Annotated in this window: 23 protein-coding genes; 17 read left to right on the plus strand and 6 right to left on the minus strand. The window is 38.8% G+C overall.

Annotated features, from left to right (window positions below):
• Nucleotides 1-82 precede the first annotated feature (82 nt).
• The 5 genes from INP94_RS07550 to hypE all read left to right on the plus strand — a co-directional run bounded on the left by INP94_RS07550 (nt 83) and on the right by hypE (nt 4,107).
• Complete coding sequence (locus tag INP94_RS07550; RefSeq protein ID WP_005697590.1) at nt 83-496, plus strand: MerR family transcriptional regulator; 414 nt, start codon at nt 83-85, stop codon at nt 494-496.
• Nucleotides 497-632: 136 nt separating this feature from the next.
• Complete coding sequence (gene hypA, locus INP94_RS07555) at nt 633-974, plus strand: hydrogenase maturation nickel metallochaperone HypA (RefSeq protein ID WP_005697604.1); 342 nt, start codon at nt 633-635, stop codon at nt 972-974.
• Nucleotides 975-1,160: 186 nt separating this feature from the next.
• Nucleotides 1,161-1,967: a hydrogenase nickel incorporation protein HypB gene (gene hypB / locus INP94_RS07560; RefSeq protein WP_197543192.1), complete on the plus strand. Its 807-nt coding sequence runs from the start codon at nt 1,161-1,163 to the stop codon at nt 1,965-1,967.
• A gap of 9 nt (nt 1,968-1,976) precedes the next feature.
• Nucleotides 1,977-3,089 (plus strand): hydrogenase formation protein HypD, encoded by a 1,113-nt coding sequence (gene hypD / locus INP94_RS07565; RefSeq protein ID WP_197542114.1) that lies wholly within the window; start codon nt 1,977-1,979, stop codon nt 3,087-3,089.
• A gap of 4 nt (nt 3,090-3,093) precedes the next feature.
• Nucleotides 3,094-4,107: a hydrogenase expression/formation protein HypE gene (gene hypE / locus INP94_RS07570; RefSeq protein WP_197543193.1), complete on the plus strand. Its 1,014-nt coding sequence runs from the start codon at nt 3,094-3,096 to the stop codon at nt 4,105-4,107.
• 67 nt (nt 4,108-4,174) lie between these two features.
• Here the strand turns inward: hypE and INP94_RS07575 are convergent, their stop codons facing one another.
• Nucleotides 4,175-4,498 (minus strand): HI1450 family dsDNA-mimic protein, encoded by a 324-nt coding sequence (locus INP94_RS07575; protein WP_197543194.1) that lies wholly within the window; start codon nt 4,496-4,498, stop codon nt 4,175-4,177.
• Nucleotides 4,499-4,594: 96 nt separating this feature from the next.
• Nucleotides 4,595-5,455, minus strand: a complete 861-nt coding sequence (locus INP94_RS07580) for an ABC transporter six-transmembrane domain-containing protein (protein WP_197543195.1) — start codon at nt 5,453-5,455, stop codon at nt 4,595-4,597.
• Nucleotides 5,456-5,590: 135 nt separating this feature from the next.
• Here INP94_RS07580 and INP94_RS07585 point away from each other — a divergent pair, with 135 nt between their 5' ends.
• Nucleotides 5,591-6,022: a MarR family winged helix-turn-helix transcriptional regulator gene (locus INP94_RS07585; RefSeq protein ID WP_197543196.1), complete on the plus strand. Its 432-nt coding sequence runs from the start codon at nt 5,591-5,593 to the stop codon at nt 6,020-6,022.
• A 56-nt stretch (nt 6,023-6,078) separates the two neighbouring features.
• Here INP94_RS07585 and ppc read toward each other — a convergent pair whose 3' ends face one another.
• Together ppc and purR are read right to left on the minus strand one after the other, a co-directional pair.
• Complete coding sequence (gene ppc, locus INP94_RS07590) at nt 6,079-8,718, minus strand: phosphoenolpyruvate carboxylase (protein WP_197543197.1); 2,640 nt, start codon at nt 8,716-8,718, stop codon at nt 6,079-6,081.
• Between the two features lie 173 nt (nt 8,719-8,891).
• On the minus strand, nt 8,892-9,902 hold the full coding sequence (purR, locus tag INP94_RS07595) for an HTH-type transcriptional repressor PurR (RefSeq protein ID WP_197543198.1): 1,011 nt from the start codon (nt 9,900-9,902) through the stop codon (nt 8,892-8,894).
• A gap of 404 nt (nt 9,903-10,306) precedes the next feature.
• Between purR and INP94_RS07600 the strand changes: the two genes are divergently transcribed.
• From INP94_RS07600 to INP94_RS07650, 11 genes are all read left to right on the plus strand, one after another.
• A complete protein-coding gene (locus tag INP94_RS07600) occupies nt 10,307-11,077 on the plus strand; it encodes a glycosyltransferase family 25 protein (RefSeq protein WP_269475097.1) in 771 nt (256 codons plus the stop codon).
• A gap of 7 nt (nt 11,078-11,084) precedes the next feature.
• Nucleotides 11,085-12,284 carry a hypothetical protein gene (locus INP94_RS07605; RefSeq protein ID WP_197543199.1) on the plus strand — a complete coding sequence of 400 codons (1,200 nt, stop codon included), beginning with the start codon at nt 11,085-11,087 and terminating at the stop codon, nt 12,282-12,284.
• Complete coding sequence (locus tag INP94_RS07610) at nt 12,277-13,158, plus strand: glycosyltransferase family 2 protein (protein ID WP_197543200.1); 882 nt, start codon at nt 12,277-12,279, stop codon at nt 13,156-13,158. The genes INP94_RS07605 and INP94_RS07610 overlap by 8 nt, the downstream gene beginning before the upstream one ends.
• 22 nt (nt 13,159-13,180) lie before the next feature.
• Nucleotides 13,181-13,984, plus strand: coding sequence for a glycosyltransferase family 2 protein (locus INP94_RS07615; protein WP_197543201.1), 804 nt, complete (start codon nt 13,181-13,183; stop codon nt 13,982-13,984).
• 33 nt (nt 13,985-14,017) lie between these two features.
• Nucleotides 14,018-15,136: a lytic murein transglycosylase gene (locus INP94_RS07620; RefSeq protein WP_197543202.1), complete on the plus strand. Its 1,119-nt coding sequence runs from the start codon at nt 14,018-14,020 to the stop codon at nt 15,134-15,136.
• Between the two features lie 79 nt (nt 15,137-15,215).
• Nucleotides 15,216-16,355: a cytochrome-c peroxidase gene (locus INP94_RS07625; protein ID WP_197543203.1), complete on the plus strand. Its 1,140-nt coding sequence runs from the start codon at nt 15,216-15,218 to the stop codon at nt 16,353-16,355.
• Between the two features lie 99 nt (nt 16,356-16,454).
• Nucleotides 16,455-17,570 carry an ABC transporter substrate-binding protein gene (locus INP94_RS07630; protein WP_197543204.1) on the plus strand — a complete coding sequence of 372 codons (1,116 nt, stop codon included), beginning with the start codon at nt 16,455-16,457 and terminating at the stop codon, nt 17,568-17,570.
• A 15-nt stretch (nt 17,571-17,585) separates the two neighbouring features.
• Nucleotides 17,586-18,635, plus strand: a complete 1,050-nt coding sequence (locus INP94_RS07635; protein WP_049373304.1) for a FecCD family ABC transporter permease — start codon at nt 17,586-17,588, stop codon at nt 18,633-18,635.
• On the plus strand, nt 18,635-19,408 hold the full coding sequence (locus tag INP94_RS07640) for an ABC transporter ATP-binding protein (protein WP_070775323.1): 774 nt from the start codon (nt 18,635-18,637) through the stop codon (nt 19,406-19,408). The genes INP94_RS07635 and INP94_RS07640 overlap by 1 nt, the downstream gene beginning before the upstream one ends.
• 13 nt (nt 19,409-19,421) lie before the next feature.
• Nucleotides 19,422-19,856, plus strand: coding sequence for a pseudoazurin (locus tag INP94_RS07645; protein ID WP_197543205.1), 435 nt, complete (start codon nt 19,422-19,424; stop codon nt 19,854-19,856).
• A 70-nt stretch (nt 19,857-19,926) separates the two neighbouring features.
• Nucleotides 19,927-20,748 (plus strand): ATP-grasp domain-containing protein, encoded by an 822-nt coding sequence (locus INP94_RS07650; protein WP_197543206.1) that lies wholly within the window; start codon nt 19,927-19,929, stop codon nt 20,746-20,748.
• A gap of 53 nt (nt 20,749-20,801) precedes the next feature.
• Here the strand turns inward: INP94_RS07650 and INP94_RS07655 are convergent, their stop codons facing one another.
• On the minus strand, nt 20,802-21,419 hold the full coding sequence (locus tag INP94_RS07655; RefSeq protein ID WP_197543207.1) for a PM1805 family lipoprotein: 618 nt from the start codon (nt 21,417-21,419) through the stop codon (nt 20,802-20,804).
• A gap of 100 nt (nt 21,420-21,519) precedes the next feature.
• The gene (locus tag INP94_RS07660; protein WP_197543208.1) at nt 21,520-21,843 is read right to left on the minus strand and encodes a c-type cytochrome; all 324 of its coding nucleotides are present in this window, start codon (nt 21,841-21,843) and stop codon (nt 21,520-21,522) included.
• Nucleotide 21,844 lies beyond the last annotated feature (1 nt).

A 21,844-nucleotide genomic window follows, 5' to 3' on the forward strand; every position in this document is an offset into this window, starting at 1 on the left:
AGTTCTCCTTTTCTAACATGTGAATACTATGATAAAGTATAAAATATAAAGTAACTTCAGAGTCAAGTATAATTTTAAAAAAATGAAAATTGGTCAGCTAGCCAACATTGTTGGCTGTACGGTGGAAGCCGTACGTTTCTATGAAAAACAAGGATTGATCGAACCCGCTAAGCGAACAAGTGGTAATTTTCGCGTTTATACGGAAGAGCATTTGAAACAACTTTCTTTTATTTGCTATTGCCGCAGTTTGGATATTTCACTAAAAGAAATCAAAATGTTGCTCAATCCTCAATGTGCTACTCAAGAGCAGGAAAGAGAAATTAATGAGTTGCTAGATAGACATATTCGAGAAGTATCAAAACGGATCCATGAATTGGCTCACTTGAGAATTCGCTTAATTCAGCTCAAAGGCAAATGTAGCCAGTTTGAACAAAATAATGATTTAATGAATACTTTATTGCAACATAGCGGCATTAATTTTGTGCCGCTAAAATGATTTCTTGTACGAGTACCAGTAAAAATTTTTCAAACAATGTTTAAATATCGAACAACGAAACACAGAAATGCTGAAAATAAACATTAAAAAAGAGTAGAATTGGAACAGACTGCTTTTTTATTTTAAGGAGAAAATCATGCATGAGATGTCTCTCTGTCAGAATATTATGGAAATTATTGATCAACAAAAGAAAAAGCATGAAATCCATGAAGTGACAGATATTTGGCTAGAAATTGGGGCACTGTCTTGTGTCGAGCAAAGTGCGGTAGAATTTTGCTTTGAAATTATGCGCAAAGATACCGTTGCTGAAAACTGTCAGTTACATTTTATTCATTTACCTGCGATTGCATGGTGCTGGCAATGTCAAAAGGAAGTTGAGATTGAAGCCTATCAAGATTGCTGTCCACATTGTCACAGCGCATGTTTACAACGTCGAAGTGGCACCGAATTTAGAGTGAAAGAAATTGCCGTAAAATAGCAAGATGTCTAAATTGGCAAATTTAACCTGATCTTTTGAATATAAAATACGCTAACTACTTGATAGTATGTATTTATCTCTCTTCAAAGAATATATTTAAGATAGAGAATATGGTATTCTAATGCATGTGAATTACCATAGATTCTAAGTATTTACAGAATAAACGAAAAATTATTGAGGTGACTTATGTGTACAACCTGTGGCTGTGGCCATCCAGACCAAGTCAGAATCGGAGAATTACCGCATGTTCATCATGATTCCAATGCGGAACATGCAACAAAACTACCTAATTTTTCTCACTCTTCCTTCCGCATGCCAGACTCTCCACAACAAGAAGAAACCCAGCAACGATTACTGAAAGTAGAACAAGATATTCTTGGTGCAAACAATCAATTAGCCGATATGAATCGTCGCTTTTTTGCCAATCAACACATTTTGGCACTTAATCTTGTTTCAAGTCCAGGTTCAGGCAAAACAACCTTATTGACGACCACGCTAAACGCATTAAAAAATGACTATCCTTGTTATGTGATCGAGGGCGATCAGCAAACAGAGAACGATGCGGATCGTATTCGTCAAACCGGTGTGCCGGCGATTCAAGTTAATACGGGCAAAGGTTGTCACTTAGATGCACAAATGATTGGTAATGCATTGGTGAAATTGCAGCCACAGGAAAATAGTCTGATGTTTATTGAAAATGTCGGAAACCTAGTTTGTCCGTCAGAATTTGATTTGGGTGAGCATGCTAAAGTGGTGATTTTATCCGTGACAGAAGGTGAAGATAAACCGCTAAAATATCCACATATGTTTGCGGCTTCGAAGTTAATGATTTTAAACAAAGTCGATTTACTGCCGTATTTAAATTTCGATGTGGAAAAATGTATTGCTTATGCGAAACAAGTGAATCCAACAATTGAGGTTATCCAGTTGTCTTCTCAAAGTGGAGAAGGGTTACAGCAATGGCTAGACTGGTTAAAAGCGCAAGAAAGATAGGAGCATCAAATGCAGTTTGTTGATGAATTTCGTGATCCTGAACTGGCTAAAAGTCTGTTGCAGCGGTTACAAAAAATAATGGAAAACCAACCGCACTTTACGCCAGAAAATCCGTTATATCTGATGGAGGTCTGCGGCGGACATACTCATACCATTTTTAAATTTGGGCTGGATCGTTTATTACCGAAAAGTATTGAATTTATTCATGGTCCAGGCTGTCCGGTATGTGTCTTACCGATGGGGCGAATTGATGTATGTATTGAGATTGCTCGTCGCCCAGAAGTAATTTTCTGTACTTTCGGTGATGCCATGCGAGTACGTGGACGTTTAGGTTCATTATTAGAAGCCAAAGCACAGGGTGCGGATGTTCGTATCGTTTATTCACCACTTGATGCATTGAATATCGCATCAAATAATCCAGACAAAAAAGTCGTGTTCTTTTCACTCGGTTTTGAAACAACCATGCCGAGTGCTGCAATTACCTTGCAACAAGCAAAAAAACAGCAGGTAAACAATTTTTTTGTGGTATGCCAAAATATTACCATCATCCCAACATTACACAGCTTATTGTCACAAGGACAAGTCAAAATTGACGGTTTCCTTGCTCCAGGTCATGTTAGCATGGTGATTGGTTCTGAACCTTATCAAGAATTGTGTGATACCTACCATAAGCCTTTTGTGATCACTGGTTTTGAGCCTTTAGATATCCTACAAGCAATTTTAATGTTGGTGACACAGATTGTTGAAAAACGCTGTGAAGTGGAAAATCAGTATAAACGTATCGTACACCAACATGGCAATGAGTTAGCACAACAGGCAATCAGTGAAGTGTTCCGCTTGAAAGCCAGCAGTGAATGGCGTGGATTAGGCGAAATTGCGGAATCGGGTGTTGAACTGACAGATGATTATCAATGCTTTGATGCAGAAGCGCATTTTGCTTGCCAGCCACATCAAGTTGCCGATGATCCTGATTCTCGCTGCGGTGATGTACTGATCGGAAAATGTAAGCCGGCGGATTGCCCATTATTTGCTAAAAAATGCAATCCTGACAATGCTTATGGTGCATTGATGGTGTCTTCCGAAGGGGCATGTGCGGCCTATTATCAATATAGACGGGAATAAAACAATGACTGATTTTATTACAATGGCACACGGAAATGGTGGTGCCACAATGCAAGAGTTGATCCGCGATTATTTTGTCGAGGCATTTGATAATCCAATACTTTCACAAGGCGAAGATCAGGCTCGTATTGCTTTACAAGAGTTAGATGCTTTAGGTGGAACATTGTCATTTTCTACCGATAGTTTTGTGATTGATCCGATTTTTTTCCCTGGTGGCGACATTGGTAAACTCGCTGTATGTGGTACCGCTAACGATATCGCGGTATGCGGTGCTGTACCAAAATATTTGTCTTGTGGCTTTATTTTGGAAGAAGGCTTACCACTGGAAACTTTAAAAAAATTGATTCAATCGATGGCAAAAGCCTGTCAGTCAGCCGGTATTCAAGTGGTAACAGGTGATACCAAAGTAGTACAAAAAGGCGCGATAGATAAAGTGTTTATCAATACAGCCGGTATTGGTGTTATTCCAAACGGACTCGACTGGGGCGTGCATCGCATTCAACCTGGTGATCAGATTATTGTCAGTGGTACTTTGGGGGATCATGGAGCAACCATTTTGAATTTACGCGAACACCTCGGTATTCAAACGGATTTACGCAGTGATTGTGCTGTGCTTGCACCGCTCATTGATTGCATTCGTCCAATTGAAGGGGTGAAAGCTGTACGCGATGCGACCCGTGGTGGTGTGAATGCAGTACTTCACGAATTTGCACAGGCACAAAAAGTAGGGATTCAAATTGATGAAACAGTGTTACCAATTCGTCAGGAAGTGCGCGGTATTTGTGAATTACTCGGTTTGGATGCGTTAAATTTTGCCAATGAAGGCAAATTGGTGATTGTGGCGGACAAAGAAAAAACAGCTGAAATTCTAACCGCACTTCGTCGCCATCCATTAGGTGAAAATGCGGCAGTCATTGGCGAGGTAACGACTGATGGCAAAGTTCGTGCAGTTGGTCTTTTCGGTCAAAGTCGTTTATTAGACTTACCACGCAACGAACCTTTACCGCGAATCTGTTAAGCAAAAACCGGTTTAATGTTAAATTAAACCGGTTTTAGTTTATAAATTGATATGTGTGAGAAGAGGACTATTTTTTCCAAATAACGTGGAATTCACGATCTTCTTCTCGGTGTGAAATTAAGAATTTCGCAAACACATCATCCATTTCATCTTTCTCATTTACTAATCCGACCCAAACTTCAGCAAAAGCCTCAGGATCGATTAACACCCCAATTTCTTGTTCCCAATCACCCGCTGTTTCGACAAACTCGACTGCACCACGATCTTCAAATTGCAGATTGAATAGCATAATATCAGCGGGATCGAGATTTTCGCCTGCCATCTCTAAGAAAATATCATAAGCAAGATCAATCGCTGCATCGGGATCGAGTTTTTGAATATCAGTTGTCATTGGGTTTTCCTTCATCAAGTCAATTGCGCGTATGATACCGCAAGAAACAGAAAACAAAAAGTGCGGTCAAATTCATCTATATTTTGCTTATAGTAGTTAAACCTCAACTCGTTTTCCTATATCTTTCAAATTAGAAAATTGCTCGAGTAATCGAGGTGCATCATCAAGACTAATCGCAAATGTCCAAAGATAAGTAATTACTGCATAAATATGCCCAGCTTGCACACCTTTAGTTGTGGCTAAATTAACTACAGTGACACCAAATAAAATAGCTGATGCAATGCCAATCCATAAATAACCCGTTGCTTCACGATTAGATAAACGGATACGTAAATAGGCGAGCCAGTCATAATGTTTATTTAAGTGATAATTGCTTTTTTGTTCAATTACGTTGACTTCTTTTTCTAACCGATCGTTAAGCTTTAAATAAAGCAAATCATTTGTTTTTGAGTATTTAGGTAATAAAAGACCAAAAAATACCAATATTAGACAAGCCGTTATGCCTGACCAAAATTCTAGCCATAATAGCATTATAGCCGCACCAACGATGGAAAAACTCGACATAATTAATGTTGGTAGATGTTGTTCAAAAAAGTCCACAAATTGACGTGATAATGCTACACGAGCAGTAATTGCTGAGATGTTTAATCCTTTCTCTCGTTGGTTAATGATAACCGGCACAGCAAGCTCTGCGTAAATACGAGCAAAACTACGAGTATCTACTGCACGGCGAGCTGCACCAATTCCCCAAATGATAAGCACTAAAAGGGAATAGCTAAGTGAAAGCAAGACATCTCCATTCATTATTGCATTAACAGCAAAGCCCCCAAAAACGGGATAAGTAATAAAGAGAATGTTCTCTAATGTGACCAAGCTGAAAGTAAAGAAAAGACGTTTTTTGTTGTTTTTGGCGATTGATTTAATATTTTCTATCGCATTTGAAGTCATTTTAGTCATAAAAATATAGTCTAATAATTGCTAAACTCTACAAATTATAGTCTTAAAATTTACTAAAGTAAAGTAAATTTTAAGACTATATTTTTATAATTGAAATGATAGAATAAGACAAACAGAGAAAGTTGAGGGATAGAAATGAATAATTTTGAGTTGCTTGGTAAGCACATTTCAGAAATTGATGAGGTGCTGGATACATGGATCGATCTTAAGTTTGCACTTAATTACAATCATTTTGCAGTGCTTTATTGTTTAGCGGGAGCTGAAAATGGGCAATGCACACAAAAGAAAATTTGTGATGAATGGTATATACCTAAACAAACCGTGTTTAATATTTGCAAAGAGTTTCGAGAAAAAGACTGGATTGAATTTTATCCGAGTTCAATGGATAAGCGTGAGCGAATTATGCAATTAACAAATGCAGGTAAATTGCAAGCAGAACCGATTTATAAGGCGACCACAGAGATGTTTGAGAATGCATTTAATGTATTTGGAAAAGAGAAATCTACTCAATTTTTTGCATTAATGTCTGAATTTTCCCAAATCTGTCGAAATGTAATGAATAAATAAAAAGCGCGGTCAAATTCGTTGTTGTTTTTGACCGCACTTATTTTTAGTTGCCGTAACTAGCCCGTATTTCGCATACCTGCAGCGATACCTGTGATGGTAATCATCAAGGCTTGTTCCACATCAGGGCTTGGGTTTTCAGGCGATTCACGGAAACGACGGAGCAATTCCACTTGAAGGAGATTGAGCGGATCCGTATAAACATTACGTAATGCAATAGAATCGGCGATCCACGGTAAGTCCGCCATTAATTCATCTTTGTGAGAAAGCGAAAGCACAGTTTTAATATCTGCATTGAGTTGATTACGCAGATTTTCACCTAAGTACCAAAACTCTTTTTTCACCAAGTTATGATCATATTGCTCAGAAAGCCAAGTATCGGTTTTACTGAACACCATTTCTAACATCCCCACTCGAGTAGAGAAGAATGGCCAAGCTTTACACATTTCTTCAATAATATGGCCTTTGCCTTCATCTACAATTTTTTGAATTGCCGCACCCGCACCAAGCCATGCTGGTAGCATTAAGCGGTTTTGCATCCAAGCAAAAATCCATGGAATAGCACGCAAGCTTTCCACACCACCATTTGGATTACGTTTTGCAGGGCGAGAGCCAAGTGGTAGTTTAGACAGTTCTTGTTCCGGTGTGGCACTGCGGAAATAAGGCACGAAGTCTTTATCACCACGAACAACACTACGGTAAATGTCACATGAAGTAGCGGAAAGCTCATCCATGACGGTACGCCATTCTGCTTTAGGTTCTGGCGGTGGGAGTAAGTTTGCTTCTAAAATCGCGCTCGCGTAAAGATCAAAGGTTTCAACCGCAACTTCGGGTAAACCAAGTTTAAAGCGGATCATTTCCCCTTGTTCAGTCACACGTAAACCATTTTTGAGTGAGCGTGGAGGTTGAGAAAGTAATGCCGCATGTGCAGGTGCACCACCTCGCCCAATCGTACCACCACGACCATGGAATAAAGTCAGTTCAATACCTAATTCTTCGGTTAGATTAACTAATGCTTCTTGTGCACGATATTGTGCCCATGAAGCCGCCATCATACCTGCATCTTTAGCAGAGTCAGAATAACCAATCATCACCATTTGATGATTGTTAATTACGCCACGATACCAACCAATATTAAACAATTGACGCATGACCCCTTCAGAAGCATCTAAGTCATCTAAGGTTTCAAAGAGTGGCACGACAGGAATGTGATAAGGCACACCTGCTTCTTTTAATAATAAATGTACGGCGAGCACATCAGAGGCACTTCTTGCCATGGAAATAATATAGCAAGCAATCACGCCTTGTTTTTGTTGTGCAATGACTTTACACGTTTCTAAAATTTCTTGGGTTTCAGCAGAGGGTTCCCAATGGGTTGGAATTAATGGGCGACGAGAATTCAATTCACGCACCAAGAAAGATTGTTTCTCAGCTTCACTCCATTGTGCATAATCGCCAATGCCAAGATAACGGGTAATTTCTGCAATAGCATCGGTATGACGCGTACTTTCTTGACGGATATCCATTTGTGAAAGGGTAACCCCAAAACAGCGAATGCGGTGCAAAATATCCAGTAAGGAACCATTAGCGATAATCCGCATACCGCATGCCATCAACGATTGATAGCAGTCATAGAGTGGTTCCCAAAGTTGATTATCTTCCATGATGATATCGGCTTGGCTTACGCGTGGCGGACGATTTGCCAGGCAATCATCAAAGTAATCCAGAGTGGCGATAAGTTTTGCACGAAGTGCTTTGACTACAAAACGATAAGGCTCTAAATGTTCACCATATTTTTCGGTAAATTCTGGTATGCATTTCACCATGGATAATTCATCGGCAAGCGATTTAATGTCATTTAAGAATAAATCCGCTGCTTTCCAACGAGCAAAATAGAGTACTTGTTGAGTAATTTTTGAAGTAACAAATGGGTTGCCATCACGGTCACCACCCATCCAAGAAGAAATTCGGACAGGACGTAAGCCTACTGGTAAATCGTAGCCTAAGAATTCGCGAGCATGTTCATTTAATTGACGTAAGAATTCCGGCACCCCTTGCCATAGGCTGTTTTCAATCATGGCGTAGCCCCATTTTGCTTCATCAAATGGCGTAGGGCGAACGGTACGGATTTCATTGGTATGCCATGCTTCAGCAATTAAACGAAGTAGCAAGCGTTCAATAATGCCGCGTTCTTTAGGCGTCAAATCATCGTGTTCTAATTTGCTTAAGCATTTATTGATCTCAACGTGTTTGTGGATTAACGAACGACGTGTGGTTTCGGTTGGGTGTGCGGTTAATACAAGCTCAATGAGTAAGTTTTCAACGGTTTTGTAGACTTCCTCTTTTGAAACATTTAATGCTTTTAAGCGTTGGAATAAAGTACTTAATGAACGATTAGAAGATTGCAAATCTTTATGTTGGCGAGAGACCGTTTGGTATTGTTCAGCGATATTCGTTAAATTAAGAAAATGGCTGAATGCTCGTGCAACAGGAATAATATTTTCATTTGAAATGGTGGAAAGGGTATCCAACAATGTTTTACGTGCTTGGCTATCGCCCGCTCGAGATTGTTTGGATAATTGGCGAACATTTTCAATTAAAGTGAGAATGTCTTCGCCTTGTGCATCATTAATGGTTTCTCCAAGAAAACGCCCTAACATATTAATGTTATGGCGGAGAGTGCGATACTCATCAGTCATATGAACTCCGATAAAGAAAAAAATAAAACTAGGGGAGATATAACCAAAAATATGTATCGGGATCAAATGCTATACGTTAAAAACTTGCATTAAATCAAAAAAGGCTAAAATAAGTAAAAAAATGACCGCACTTTTTTAGATAAAATTCAAAGTGCGGTCAAAAAGTTTAATGTTTATTTAAGGTTGCGAACTGATTTTCGAATAACGAGTTCAGGATGGATCGCAATGCGGTGTTTTTCGTGATTATCGTTATCTTTATTGGCAATACGCTCAAATAAAAGATTAACCGCTTGCGCACCTAAACGAGACTTCGATTGGTGAATCGTGGTGAGTGGCGGTGCATAGAAACGTGATGAGTGAATATTATCATAGCCGATAATCGAGATATCATCAGGTACACGTAAACCTTTTTCCGTAATCGCAGAGATTGCCCCTAATGCCATCACATCATTACAACAGAATACGGCAGTAGGTAGGCTGTCTTGTACGAGAATTTTATTCATACACTCGTAACCGTCTTCAGGCTCGAAGAAACCTTCCATAATCCAATTTTCATGGATTGGTAGATTGGCTTCATTCATGGCTTTTACAAAGCCCTCGTAACGGGTTCTTGCCGTCGTTTTATCTAATTCACCCGCAATAAGACCAATCTCTTTATGACCACAATCAATTAAATGCTTAGTAGCAAGGTAACCGCCCGTAAAGCTGTTATCTTCAATGATATCGGTATCTGTATTTGGACCCCAATCCATTACCACCATCGGCACAGACGAGAAACTAGAAAGCACATCAAGTGAATGTTGTGTGTATTCAGAACACATGACCAATAAACCATCTACGCGTTTTTTGGTAAGCATTTCGACGTGGTTTTTAATTTTTTCAGGATCATTTTGTGTATTACACAAAAAAAGTGAATAGCCTTGACGATAACAATGATCTTCAACGGCATGAATGATTTCAGCAAAATAAGGGGATTCACTGGTGGTAACAATCATCCCTATGGATTTTGTCGTGTTGACTTTCAAACTACGCGCAACAGCACTTGGTGAGTATTTCAAGCTTTTAATGGCTTGCATCACCGCCTCTTCGGTTTCTTTTGCTACAAAACGGGTTTTATTAATTACGTGTGAAACAGTGGTGGTGGAAACACCAGCCATTTTTGCGACATCTTTAATTGTTGCCATAATTTTGCCTCTAGAGAATTTTTCCTATTATAAAGACTGTCACCAAATAGGTTAAGTAAATTATAAAAAATTTTTGAAAAAACGTGCTTTATTGTTAGAATGGGTTATCTTTAACTAAACAAGTGGGAAATTAAAATGAGTGATTTTGGTTACGCAATGTTAGCTGTAGTGCTTTCTTTAAGTGTTGTAGTCGGTTTAGCGACTGCAATTTTCTAATTGAAAGAAATAACATATTAATCCGTTTAAAATAGACCGCGCTTTAAGCATTTAAAGTGCGGTTATTTTTTTAAGGCTTTTTAAAGTTGTGTTAAAAGCCATGCTATTGGATTATTTCTTTAGTATAATTTGCAACTATTTCCGTTTGTTGTAATCAAATTACTGCAAAAACCAAATTTGAGATAATTATGAATAAATATTTGATTTCACTAGATAAAGATGTTCAGCGTCGTGAGCTGTTTTTTGCTCAACCGGATACAGAAGATTTCGTTGTCTTTTCAGCGATTAATACCATGCAAAAAGAGTGGGATGAATTGGCAGAAGTATTCAATCCAACGAAGTTTGAACAGCATTATGGACGCAACGTCACAAAAGGCGAAATAGGTTGTACATTAAGTCATTTAGCGGTTTATCGTCAGATCGTAGAAGATCAAAATGTGACGGAAAATGATTATGCGTTAGTCTGTGAAGATGATGCGTTGTTTAATTCAAATTTATCACCAAAAACGATCGCATTCTTAACCGAAAAATGTGATGCGGATATTGTATTAATCGGACAATCGAAAATTGCGGAATTTAATGATGTGGAATTAGAGATTAATTATCCAACCACTTTTTCATTCTTGCGCCAAACAATTGGTGATGTCACCGTAGCTTATCCATATAAAAGTTATTTTGCAGGTACGGTGGCATACTTAATCAAAAAATCAGCGGCACGTGCATTTTTAAAGCAACTCGAACAAGAAAAACCGTTTTGGCTTGCTGATGATTTCTTATTATTTGAAACCCAATTCCAGATTAATAACAATGTGGTTCGTCCGCTTATGGCCATTGAAAACCCACAATTAGTGAGTAATTTGGAAGCGATTCGTGGTTCAAAATCTAATAATGTAGTGAAGAAATTAATTAAATATCCACTCAAAAAAATCTTAGCTGTGAAAAAGAATTTAGGAAAATAACATAAAAATGACCGCACTTTTTAATCTTTTTTATCTTTACGATCCTTGGCTGTTTCATGTCGTACGCATGTCATTCGTCGCAGGTTTAGCGGCATTGGTTGTTTTGGCTTATCAGTATCTTAAAAACCAGAAACCACAAGGTATCACTGTGCCAGTAGATAGTTTAGCCGTTATCATTGGGCTGATTGCATTTAGTGTGATTCCGCTTTTAGTTAATGGTACGCGAGATTTTTCTGTCATCACCATGTATGTGAAAGAGCTGATTTTATTTATCTTTGGTGTGGGACTTTATAATGCCTTCTATGCCAATGTAAATGGTCAACAGAACATGGTGCGTGATTTACAACTTGGTGTAGTAGTGCAGTTTGCAGTGGGCGTGATTGGCTTACTCGGTGCATCATTTATGATTGATTTCTTGCTTTCGACCAATGCGGTGTTGCCTGCACGTTTTTATGGCTCAGAGCAGGAGTATCGCTTATATAACATCACCGCAACCGCCTTTTTCCAACTGAGTTTATTCTATTTAATGCTGTTGCATTTCTTACTGGCTTACAACGCTAAACATAATACGCTTCCAAGCATTCTAGTGTTTTTAATGCTATGTATCGGATTAATTTCAGGACGTACATTCCTTCTGTTATCGGTTGTGAGCATTTTAGTGTATTTCAAATGGCGTTATGTTCCATCACTCATTGCATTTGCTGTTTTGGTATTATTACTGGCCTATTTCTTACCTGAAAATCCTTATGTGGCACATGCTTTAGAGCCCGTGATTAATTTATTACATGGTGCAGGATTTGTCAGTTCGTCAACAGATACCTTGATGAAAAACCATCTCTTTATGCCAACACTTAAGCAGTTCATTTATGGCGATGGTATGTATATGACAGGTGAGTTAGAAGTTGGCCGTTATTATGGGCATACGGACTCTGGTTTCTTACGCCAAATTCTTTATGGCGGCGTGTCTTATGCTTTAGTGTGTTTTGCCGTGACATTCTATTTTGTACGCAAAGTTGCCTTAAATTGGTTTGATGGCAGCTGGAAATTTATCCTTTCTGCCTTTGTGATTTTAGCTTTCTGTAATATTAAAGCTGACACCTTTGCTTTTCCGGGCATTATGTTTGTCATGCTGATGTTCTTATCGCTTTTTGGCACTCACGGTAAACAACTTATTTTATTTAAACAAAAGGAGCCGAAAGATGTTTAGTATCATCGTGCCTTCTTATAATCGGAAAGAAGAAATTCCTGCCTTATTGGAAAGTTTAACTAAGCAAACCACCTATAATTTTGATGTGGTGATTGTGGATGATTGCTCGAAAGAACCCGTTGAAGTGACACAATCGTATCCATTTGCAGTTAAAGTGATTCGTAACGAAAGCAATCAAGGCGCGGCAGAAAGCCGTAATATCGGGGCAAGAAATGCGGATAATGAATGGCTGTTATTCCTTGATGACGATGATCGTTTTGCAAATGATAAATGTCAGAAATTAGCCGATGTGATTGCCGAGCATCCCGATGTTAACTTTGTTTATCATCCAGCTAAATGTGAAATGGTCAACGAAGGTTTTAGCTATGTGACTAACCCGATTGAGCCGCAAGAGATTAGCGTAGAGCGAATTTTACTGGCGAATAAAATCGGTGGTATGCCAATGATTGGGGTGAAAAAAGATCTGTTTTTAAAAATCGGCGGATTATCGACCGCACTTCGTTCACTGGAAGACTATGATTTCTTGTTGAAGCTTGTGCAAGATCCAACGTTTAAAGCGTACAAAGTGGCTGAGCCGTTGACTTATTGTACCTTCCATACCAAGCGTTCTAGCGTATCAACAGATACCACTAATACGCAAAAAGCGATTGATTATATCCGTGAAAATTATGTGAAAACGGCAGAGCAAGAGAAGAATTTTGCCATCAACGCACAATATATGTTGGCTTACCCACATATTATGAATTTATCCCGTAAAGCGGCTTTTTACTATTTTGAAATTTTTAAATTAACGAAAAGTATTAAGCAGCTAGTGATTGCCATCGTGGTTCTAATTTCACCTAAATTGGCAATTAATTTGAAACGGTTTATGTAGATAACTTATTAGATAGAGAAGTATGAAATTTTCAGTTTTAATGTCCTTATACATTAAGGAAAATCCACAATATTTAAGAGAATGTTTTGATAGTTTAGTGGCTCAAACCCATCCAGCAGATGAGATCGTGTTGGTTTTTGATGGTGCTGTCACACCTGAATTGGAAGCCGTGGTTTCTGAATTCGAAACAAAATTACCTTTAAACTTAGTGAACTTGCCAAAGAACTTAGGTTTAGGTAAAGCGCTCAATGAAGGATTAAAACATTGTTCGCACGATTGGGTCTTCCGTATGGATACCGATGATATTTGTGTGCCAGAGCGTTTTGCAAAACAAGTGGCGTTTATTGAGCAGCACCCAGATACAATTATTTTCGGTGGGCAGATTGCTGAGTTTGGCGAAAATATTCAAGACATCGTGGCATATCGTAACGTGCCGACTGATGCACAAGATATCGTTAAATTTACCCAAAAACGTTGCCCATTTAATCACATGACGGTCGCGTATCAAAAAAGTGCGGTCATTAATTGTGGTGGATATGAAGATTTACAGGAAGATTATTACCTGTGGATTAAACTCGTAGCACAAGGACAAAAAGTGGCAAACTTGCCGGACATTTTAGTTTATGCCCGCGTGGGGAATGGCATGGTAGGGCGTCGTCGCGGTTTAAACCAAGCGAAAGCAGAATGGCGTTTATTTAAATTGAAACATCGCTTAGGTATTCAAGGCTTATTTTCAGGCTTATTCACTTTTGCCTTGCGCTCAGGTTCTCGCTTATTACCAACCTCATTATTGAAAGCTGTTTATAACAAATTTTTACGCAAATAATGCGATATTTTGATCATTAAAAAAGGAAAAGAAATGAATTTAATCTCAACGTTAAAAATGACTGCATTATCGACCGCACTTTTATTGGTGGGTTGTTCAAGTAATACGACAACAACGACAACGTCATCCACGAAAAGTATTCCGTCAGTAAGCAGTAATGCTGTTTATAGCAAACCAAGAACCTTAGATAACTTTAATGACTATGTACAGTTCTTAAAAGGTAAAGCGGCAGCTGAAGGAGTGTCTGCTTCTGTATTGAATGCACAAAATAATATTCAATATATGCAAAAGGCTGTGGATTTAGATCGTGCTCAAGCGGGTAGAAGCAAGCGTAATGCGGATCAACCGCAGTTACCGAATCCAAACGGTACAACGAATTATTTGAATAAAGTACTGACCCAAAACAAAGTGGATATTGCCGAAGAGCGTTATTGGGAAGTCCAAGCGCCATTACAACAAGCAAGCCAACGCTATGGTGTTCAACAGGAATATATCCTTGCCTTATGGGGTATGGAAAGTAGCTTTGGTCACTACCAAGGTAGCTATGATGTGCTTTCAGCTTTAGCTACATTAGCCTTTGATGGCAGACGTGAAGCCTTATTTAGCAAAGAATTTGTGAATGCGATGAAGATGTTAGAACGTGATCATATTCAACGCAATAAAATGTTAGGCTCTTGGGCAGGCGCAATGGGACAAACTCAATTTATGCCAAGCGCATTCTTAAACTATGCAGCAGATGGTAATAATGATGGCGTGAAGGACATTTGGACGAACCAATTTGATGCGTTTGCTTCAATTGCAAATTATCTTCACACTGTGGGTTGGGATAACAAATTGCCTTGGGGTGTAGAAGTAACATTAAATCAACCATTAGATTTATCGCTTTCTGGTATTGAGAAGAATAAAGCACGTTCACTCAGCGACTGGCAGTCTAAAGGCGTCACTTTAGCGAGCTTTAGCCAACAAGAACAAGATAAACTTGCCGCGCTTTCGCAAGCCGATCTTTGGTTAGTTCGTCCTGATAAAGAAGTTGGGCGTGCATTCTTGGTCTCCAATAACTACCGCACAATTTTAGATTGGAACAAATCGAACTATTTTGGCGTGAGTATTGGTATGTTTGCTGATCGCATTAAGATGGCAACCGGCTTGTAGAAAATTATTTTCCTTTTATAATCCAACAAAGCTTTGTTGGATTATTTTTTATCTGTAATTTGAATATTTGGAGAACACGATGCAAAAAAAATGGCTTTCTATTTTATTGTTTGCACCTTTGATGCAGAGCAATTATGCCTTAGCTGATCAAGCTAAGGAAAAAGAATTGAATTATCAAGGATTGGGCGAAGTTCTGTTTTTTGATAAATCGTTTTCATTTAATAAAACACAAAGCTGTTCAACTTGTCACAATCCAGGTACCGCCTTTGTGGATCAACGTAAAAATTCGGCAAATCAAATGGTCTCCGAGGGGGATAATCCTCATCTTCATGGCAATCGTAATGCCAACACGGCACTTTATGCGATGTTTTCACCAGATTTTCATTTTGATGAAAAAATTCAAGATTATGTGGGGGGACAATTCTGGGATGGTCGTGCAAAAGATTTAGCCGAGCAAGCAGGTGGTCCACCGGTTAATCCTGTAGAAATGGGCATGCCAGATAAAAAATCGATTGTCGAACGTCTAAAAGCGAATTCAATTTATTACAAGGCAATTACGGATATTTATGGTGAAAGTATTTGGGCAGATACCGACAAAATCTATGCCATTATGGAAAAAGCCATTGCGGAGTTCGAAAAGCATGAATTATTTGCGCAATTCTCTTCAAAATATGATCGCACTCTAAAAGGTGAAGCAGAATTGACCGCACTTGAAGCTGAAGGTAAGGCATTATTTTTCGATAAAACACGAACAAACTGCAGTAACTGCCACCAATCAAGTGAAGCGAATTCAGCAAAAGAAACCTTTACGAATTATCGCTATTACAATATCGGCGTGCCAAGTAACCAAGCGTTAATTAAGTTGAATAAACTTGCGGCTGATTATGTGGATAATGGACTATTGGATAATCCGATGGTGAAAGGCGATGAAAAGCAAAAAGGTAAATTTAAAGTGCCAACATTGCGTAACATTGGTGTCACAGCACCTTATATGCATAACGGCGTTTTCCGTGATCTAAAAACTGTTTTGCTATTTAAAGACAGTTTTAATAATCCTAATCGTAGGATTAATCCTGAAACAGGAGAAGCATGGGATAAAGCCGAATATGCTCAAACTATTAATCCTGATGTTTTAAAAGCCAAACCGCTAACAGATGAAGAGATTAATGCGTTAGAGGCATTCTTAAAAACATTAACTGACGAAGCTTACGAAGAATAATTAAACGTCTGAGTTGAATTTAGCAATCGTTTTCGCTATTATACGAACAGATAATTATTATCATTTAAATTGTTTAATTTTACTCAGGAGATTTTTCTTATGAAAAGACGTTTTTCAACTTTAGCGATTGCCACTATTCTTGGTTTAACTGCAGGTTTTGCCAATGCTGACCCCGTGAAAGTAAAAGATATACTTGATCGTGAAGTCACTGTTGATTTACCGGCAAAACGCGTGGTGCTTGGTTTCTATTATCAGGATTATATGGCAGTTGGTGGTGACAAAGCGTTAGATAACGTTGTCGGTTTTTCTAAGAAAGTATGGTCTTCTTGGGCACCAGCAAGCTGGGAGTTATTCAGCAAAGCGGTGCCAAAATTGAATCAATTAGATGATGTGGGTGAAGTAGAAGAAGGCACATTCTCTGTGGAAAAAGTGCTTTCATTAAAACCAGATCTTTTAGTCTTAGCTGATTGGCAGTACGAAATGCTAGGATCTGATTTAGATGCCATTAATGAAGCGGGCATTCCAATTGTGGTATTAGATTACAACGCTCAAACCTTAGATAAGCACATTAAATCAACGGAAATTATTGGCGAATTGACCGGTCAGAAAGATCGCGCAGCAAAAATTGCGAAAGAATATAAAGACATTGTTGAACATATCCAGACTACGGTTAAAAATGCAAAATTAGCAAAACAACCGAAAGTGTACGTGGAGTTTGGTCGTGGTGGCCCAGCTGAACAAGGTATGACTTTCTTCTCTAGCATGTGGGGCTCTATGATTAGCCTTGTTGGTGCAGAAAACGTGGCGCCTGCAGAAATTGGCAAATGGGGTACGTTGGCTGCAGAGAAGGTGTTAGCCGCGAAACCGGATGCAATTATTATTACAGGCCGTGAAACTGAATTGAAGAAAAATCAAGACGGTATGGTAATGGGCTTTGGTATTGAAAAAGCAGAAGCGGAACGTCGTTTAAACGCATTTAAACATCGTGCAGGTTGGGCTGAATTACCGGCAGTGAAAAACAATCGTGTTTATGCAGCCTATCATGCAAACTCTCGTACTTTATCGGACAGCGCTTCCGTTCAGTTTGTGGCTAAAGCCGCTTATCCTGATCTGTTTAAAGATTTAGATCCGCAACAAACTTACTTAAACTTCTATAAAAACTACTTACCGGTTACTCCGGAAGGTACGATTTATCTTTTCCCTGAAACTAAATAAGGGAAACGTTAATTCATGAAAAACAATTCTGTTGTAGCAGATATTGTGGCTAACCAGCGTAAGCTTGAACGCAAACGCTGGTTTGTTATTTTATCTTTTCTTGCTATTGGCGTGGTAAGCCTTATCCTTGATGTGATGACAGGTCCTGCGATGCTATCGGTATCGGAAGTCGTAAATGCGTTATTCGGTATCGGTGAAGTCGATAAAATGACAAACAATATTGTGCATAATTTACGTTTACCGATGGCATTGATGGCGCTTGTCGTAGGGGCAACATTGGCTGTTGGTGGGGCAGAGATCCAAACTTTATTAAATAATCCTATGGCGAGTCCTTATACATTAGGTCTTGCGGCTGCGGCAGGTTTTGGTGCTTCTGTTGTGATTGCTTTCGGAAGTTTTGGTTTACCCGTACAAGTAGCTGTGCCAATTGGCGCATTTGTCATGACCATGCTTGCCTCGGGGATTCTTTTCTTATTTGCCTCTAAACGTCGTTTTAGCTCTGAAATGCTCGTGTTGGTAGGGATCGCATTGCTCTTTATTTTCCAATCCTTACTTTCATTGGTGCAATTTATTTCGGCGCCGGAAGTCTCGCAACAAATCCTATTCTGGCTATTTGGTAGCCTAAATAAAGCGACGTGGCAAAGCTTAATCATCATTATTGTCGTCACTACAATTTGTGTCGCATTACTTTCAAAAGAGCTTTGGAAATTGACCGCACTTCGTTTAGGTGAAGATCGTGCGGCGAGTCTTGGCATTAATTTGCAAGTATTACGTATCAAGGTATTAGTTCTTGTCGCAATGATGACGGCGACAGCAATTAGTTTTGTGGGCGTGATTGGCTTTATCGGCTTAGTTGCTCCACATGTTGCTCGAATGTTGCTTGGTGAAGACCAACGTTTCTTCTTACCGGGTGCAATGTTAGTCGGTGCGGCATTCTTATCCCTCTCTTCGGTATTGTCCAAAGTTATTATCCCTGGCGCATTGTTCCCAGTGGGGATTGTCACCTCGTTTATTGGGGTGCCTTTCTTCTTTTGGATTATTTTAAACAACAAGCGGGGACAATAATGTTAGAATTAAAGAATCTTACGGTAAAAAGAGGTGATCTCACCGTTGCTGATCACATTAATGTCCGTTTTGAAGAAGGTAAAGTTTACACGGTGCTTGGGCCAAACGGCACGGGAAAATCCTCCATGCTGAAAACCATTTTTGGTGAATTACCACATGAAGGAATGATTACCTATCAAGGCAAACAGCTAGAACGGACAAAGTTGGCAGATTGGCGTAAACCAATTGGCTATATGCCTCAAGATAGTCGCGTAGATGCAAGCTTAACTGCACTTGAAGTAGTTCTTTTGGGACGAATGGATAGTCTAACGATGCGAGTAAGCGATGAGCTTCTTACTGAAGCGGCAAGTATTATGACACAATTAGGTATTGGTCATTTAGCCCATCGTGATATCCTGAATCTCAGTGGGGGACAGCGCCAAATGGTGATGTTTGCTCAGGTTTTATTACGTGAGCCACAGATTTTAATGTTGGATGAGCCAGTGAGTGCGTTAGATATGCATCATCAGCTTAATCTCTTAGAAGAAGTTTACACCTATACGAAACAGAAAAATCTGATTACTATAATGGTATTACATGATTTAAGCCTTGCCGCTCAATTTTCAGATGAGTTGATTTTACTTGGTGAAGGTAAAGTGCAAGGCGTGGGCGACGCTCATCATGTTTTACAAGTGGAAACGATTAATCGTTTATATCGTGTAAACGTTGAATTATTACAATGTAGTGCAGGTTTGCCGGTGGTTCGTCCACAGCGTAAATCAGCACATTCTTAAGAAGGAAATGAAAATGAAAAAAATTGCACTTGCAGCATTATTAGGATTAAGTTTTGCTGCTCAAGCCGTACATTATGACATCAAAATGTTGAATTCAAACAGTGAAGGCTCAATGGTTTTTGAACCGGGTTATTTAAAAGTACAACCAGGTGATACGGTGACATTCCGTCCTGAAAATAAAAGCCACTTTGTACACAGTAAAGCGATTCCTGAAGGCGCACAAAAATTCCAATCTGAAGAAGATCAGGAACTCACGATCACTTTAGATAAAGAAGGCGTTTATGTTTATACTTGCCCAGTGCACCGTTCAATGAATATGAATGGTGTGATTCAAGTGGGGGATAATCTTCCAAACAAAGAACAAGCAGAGAAAGTGGTGAAAGATCTTGAGAAGAAATCAATGACGAACAAAGGCCGTCTTGAAAAATATTTTGCTCAAGTAAAATAATTGTTGAAATTGATGCGCCAGTTAAATAATTGGCGCATCTTCTTTATGTTTAAATCCGTTATTATTTACTATGCTTACGATTACCACTTGCAAAACGTATCCTTCAGCCCCTCAAAATCTTATCCCTGTACAAACACAACTTTCTAATCAAGGTATTCCGACTCAATTTTTGCCTTGGCAGGAAACATTACAAAGTCATTTTATTCTGCCTTTAGCAGCATGGGATTATGCGAATTTTTATGATGAATTTACTCAATGGATGAGACAGCATGAGCATGCGTTTATCAATCCTGCGGAATTAATGTTATGGAATAGCCATAAAGGCTATCTATGTGATTTGCAGAATTGGGGTATCAATGTTATTCCAACTATTATTTGCTCAACAAAAACATCTGAAATTTTGACCGCACTTGAACGCCAAGATTGGCCTGAATTTGTTATTAAACCCGCTGTAGGGCAGAGTGGTAATTTGGTAACAAAACTAAAACAAGATGGAGCATTACCCGATCTTTCTGCGTATGGTGAGCAAGTTGTGTTACAGCCGTTTATTCCTGAAGTGGTTACAAATGGCGAAACCAGTTTGATTTTTTTCAATGGTGTATTTAGTCATGCTATTCGCCGACAGCCCCCTCAAAATGAATGGCGAGCGAATTCACAATATAAAGTTGAAATTATCCCTGTTGAGGTTGATCGTCATATTATTGAAACCGCTCGCCATGTTTTACATAAATTGCCAGAGATGCCTGTCTATGCACGCGTAGATGGAACGATTATTGACAGTACATTTTTATTGAATGAATTGGAGTTGATTGAACCTGCGTTATATTTAGATCGTTGGGAAGGGGCAACAGAGCGATTTGTGGATGTGTTAAAAAGCAGCATACTAAAATAAGCACATAAAAAACCTTACTTGTTACAGTAAGGTTTTTTCATCTTAACGATTAATTATTTTGCAGCTGGAGCCGCTGGAGCTGCAGGTGCAAATTTTTGTGCTAAAGCAGCACTGTCTTGTTGTAGTTTAACTACAGCAGTTTGTAATTTTTGCACTTTTTCTTGGAGAGCTTTAGTTTGAGCTTCAGTTGGCGCTTTTTGAGTTGCTAAGCCTAATTGCTCAACTAATAATTCGCTTGATAATGCAAGTACTTCTTTATTTTGATCTTTGATGCTTTTCACTGAAGGTGAAGTGACATCTAATTTATCTAAGCTTGCAATTGCATCTTCAACAGATTTGTTGAAGGTTTTGATTGCTTCTTCGACTTTCTTCTCATCTTTTGCTTGAACCGCAGCAGTTAAATCAGATTGAAGTTTTTGTTGTGCAGTCATTTGCGCTTGAGTTTGTTGTGTATTCCACTCAAGTAATTTGTTGTAGTCAGCTTGTTCTTGAGCAGGCGTTGCTTCAGCTGGTTTAGCAGCTTCAGCAGGTTTTGCTGCTTCTTGTTTAGCTTCTGGCGCAGGCTGAGTAGTTTCAGGTTTTGCTGGAGCTGGTTTATCTGCTGGTTTATCACAAGCAGTTAAGAATAATGCAAATAATGCAGTTGCGCTGATTTTAGTGAATTTGTTCATAAACAATCCTTTATTGATATAAAAAAATTTCTTAGCTTGAAAAAACTAAGCCCTCTTTTAGAGTTCCTATTTTAAAATTAGTTTCGATAAATATCAAAAATTATTTTAGTGTTTGAATATATTCACTTAAATTATGAATATCTTGCTCACTTAAACGTTGTTTTGCAGGGCTACCTGCATCAGTAATATTTCCTGCTTTTCGTTCTGAAAGTGCGGTTGAAATTTCTTCTGGTTTTAGCTGATTAATAATTTTTGATTCACCCATTGCTGGTTTTTCGCCTTGTTTCCCATGACAAGTGGCACAAGAACGTTTATATACCTTTTCCGCTTTCACTAAGTCAGCTTCGGCAGAAAGGGCAGAGATTGAAAATAAAAAGCCTAAAACGGGTAAAAGTGTGGAGAGCAAGTAAATTCGTTTTTTCATT

Origin of the sequence: Haemophilus parainfluenzae, from assembly GCF_014931395.1 — a bacterium.
Taxonomy (GTDB): Bacteria; Pseudomonadota; Gammaproteobacteria; order Enterobacterales; family Pasteurellaceae; genus Haemophilus_D.

What these genes read in the sequence shown, in the direction of transcription:
- INP94_RS07635 (WP_049373304.1), top strand. Translation starts at nt 17,586, where the DNA reads ATGAAAAACAATTCTGTTGTAGCAGATATTGTGGCTAACCAGCGTAAG.
- INP94_RS07575 (WP_197543194.1), bottom strand. Translation starts at nt 4,498, where the DNA reads ATGACAACTGATATTCAAAAACTCGATCCCGATGCAGCGATTGATCTT.
- INP94_RS07655 (WP_197543207.1), bottom strand. Translation starts at nt 21,419, where the DNA reads ATGAACAAATTCACTAAAATCAGCGCAACTGCATTATTTGCATTATTC.
- INP94_RS07615 (WP_197543201.1), top strand. Translation starts at nt 13,181, where the DNA reads ATGAAATTTTCAGTTTTAATGTCCTTATACATTAAGGAAAATCCACAA.
- hypB (WP_197543192.1), top strand. Translation starts at nt 1,161, where the DNA reads ATGTGTACAACCTGTGGCTGTGGCCATCCAGACCAAGTCAGAATCGGA.
- INP94_RS07640 (WP_070775323.1), top strand. Translation starts at nt 18,635, where the DNA reads ATGTTAGAATTAAAGAATCTTACGGTAAAAAGAGGTGATCTCACCGTT.
- INP94_RS07645 (WP_197543205.1), top strand. Translation starts at nt 19,422, where the DNA reads ATGAAAAAAATTGCACTTGCAGCATTATTAGGATTAAGTTTTGCTGCT.
- INP94_RS07610 (WP_197543200.1), top strand. Translation starts at nt 12,277, where the DNA reads ATGTTTAGTATCATCGTGCCTTCTTATAATCGGAAAGAAGAAATTCCT.
- INP94_RS07580 (WP_197543195.1), bottom strand. Translation starts at nt 5,455, where the DNA reads ATGACTAAAATGACTTCAAATGCGATAGAAAATATTAAATCAATCGCC.
- hypE (WP_197543193.1), top strand. Translation starts at nt 3,094, where the DNA reads ATGACTGATTTTATTACAATGGCACACGGAAATGGTGGTGCCACAATG.
- INP94_RS07600 (WP_269475097.1), top strand. Translation starts at nt 10,307, where the DNA reads ATGAATAAATATTTGATTTCACTAGATAAAGATGTTCAGCGTCGTGAG.
- INP94_RS07660 (WP_197543208.1), bottom strand. Translation starts at nt 21,843, where the DNA reads ATGAAAAAACGAATTTACTTGCTCTCCACACTTTTACCCGTTTTAGGC.
- hypA (WP_005697604.1), top strand. Translation starts at nt 633, where the DNA reads ATGCATGAGATGTCTCTCTGTCAGAATATTATGGAAATTATTGATCAA.
- INP94_RS07605 (WP_197543199.1), top strand. Translation starts at nt 11,085, where the DNA reads ATGACCGCACTTTTTAATCTTTTTTATCTTTACGATCCTTGGCTGTTT.
- purR (WP_197543198.1), bottom strand. Translation starts at nt 9,902, where the DNA reads ATGGCAACAATTAAAGATGTCGCAAAAATGGCTGGTGTTTCCACCACC.
- ppc (WP_197543197.1), bottom strand. Translation starts at nt 8,718, where the DNA reads ATGACTGATGAGTATCGCACTCTCCGCCATAACATTAATATGTTAGGG.
- hypD (WP_197542114.1), top strand. Translation starts at nt 1,977, where the DNA reads ATGCAGTTTGTTGATGAATTTCGTGATCCTGAACTGGCTAAAAGTCTG.
- INP94_RS07620 (WP_197543202.1), top strand. Translation starts at nt 14,018, where the DNA reads ATGAATTTAATCTCAACGTTAAAAATGACTGCATTATCGACCGCACTT.
- INP94_RS07650 (WP_197543206.1), top strand. Translation starts at nt 19,927, where the DNA reads ATGCTTACGATTACCACTTGCAAAACGTATCCTTCAGCCCCTCAAAAT.
- INP94_RS07585 (WP_197543196.1), top strand. Translation starts at nt 5,591, where the DNA reads ATGAATAATTTTGAGTTGCTTGGTAAGCACATTTCAGAAATTGATGAG.
- INP94_RS07550 (WP_005697590.1), top strand. Translation starts at nt 83, where the DNA reads ATGAAAATTGGTCAGCTAGCCAACATTGTTGGCTGTACGGTGGAAGCC.
- INP94_RS07625 (WP_197543203.1), top strand. Translation starts at nt 15,216, where the DNA reads ATGCAAAAAAAATGGCTTTCTATTTTATTGTTTGCACCTTTGATGCAG.
- INP94_RS07630 (WP_197543204.1), top strand. Translation starts at nt 16,455, where the DNA reads ATGAAAAGACGTTTTTCAACTTTAGCGATTGCCACTATTCTTGGTTTA.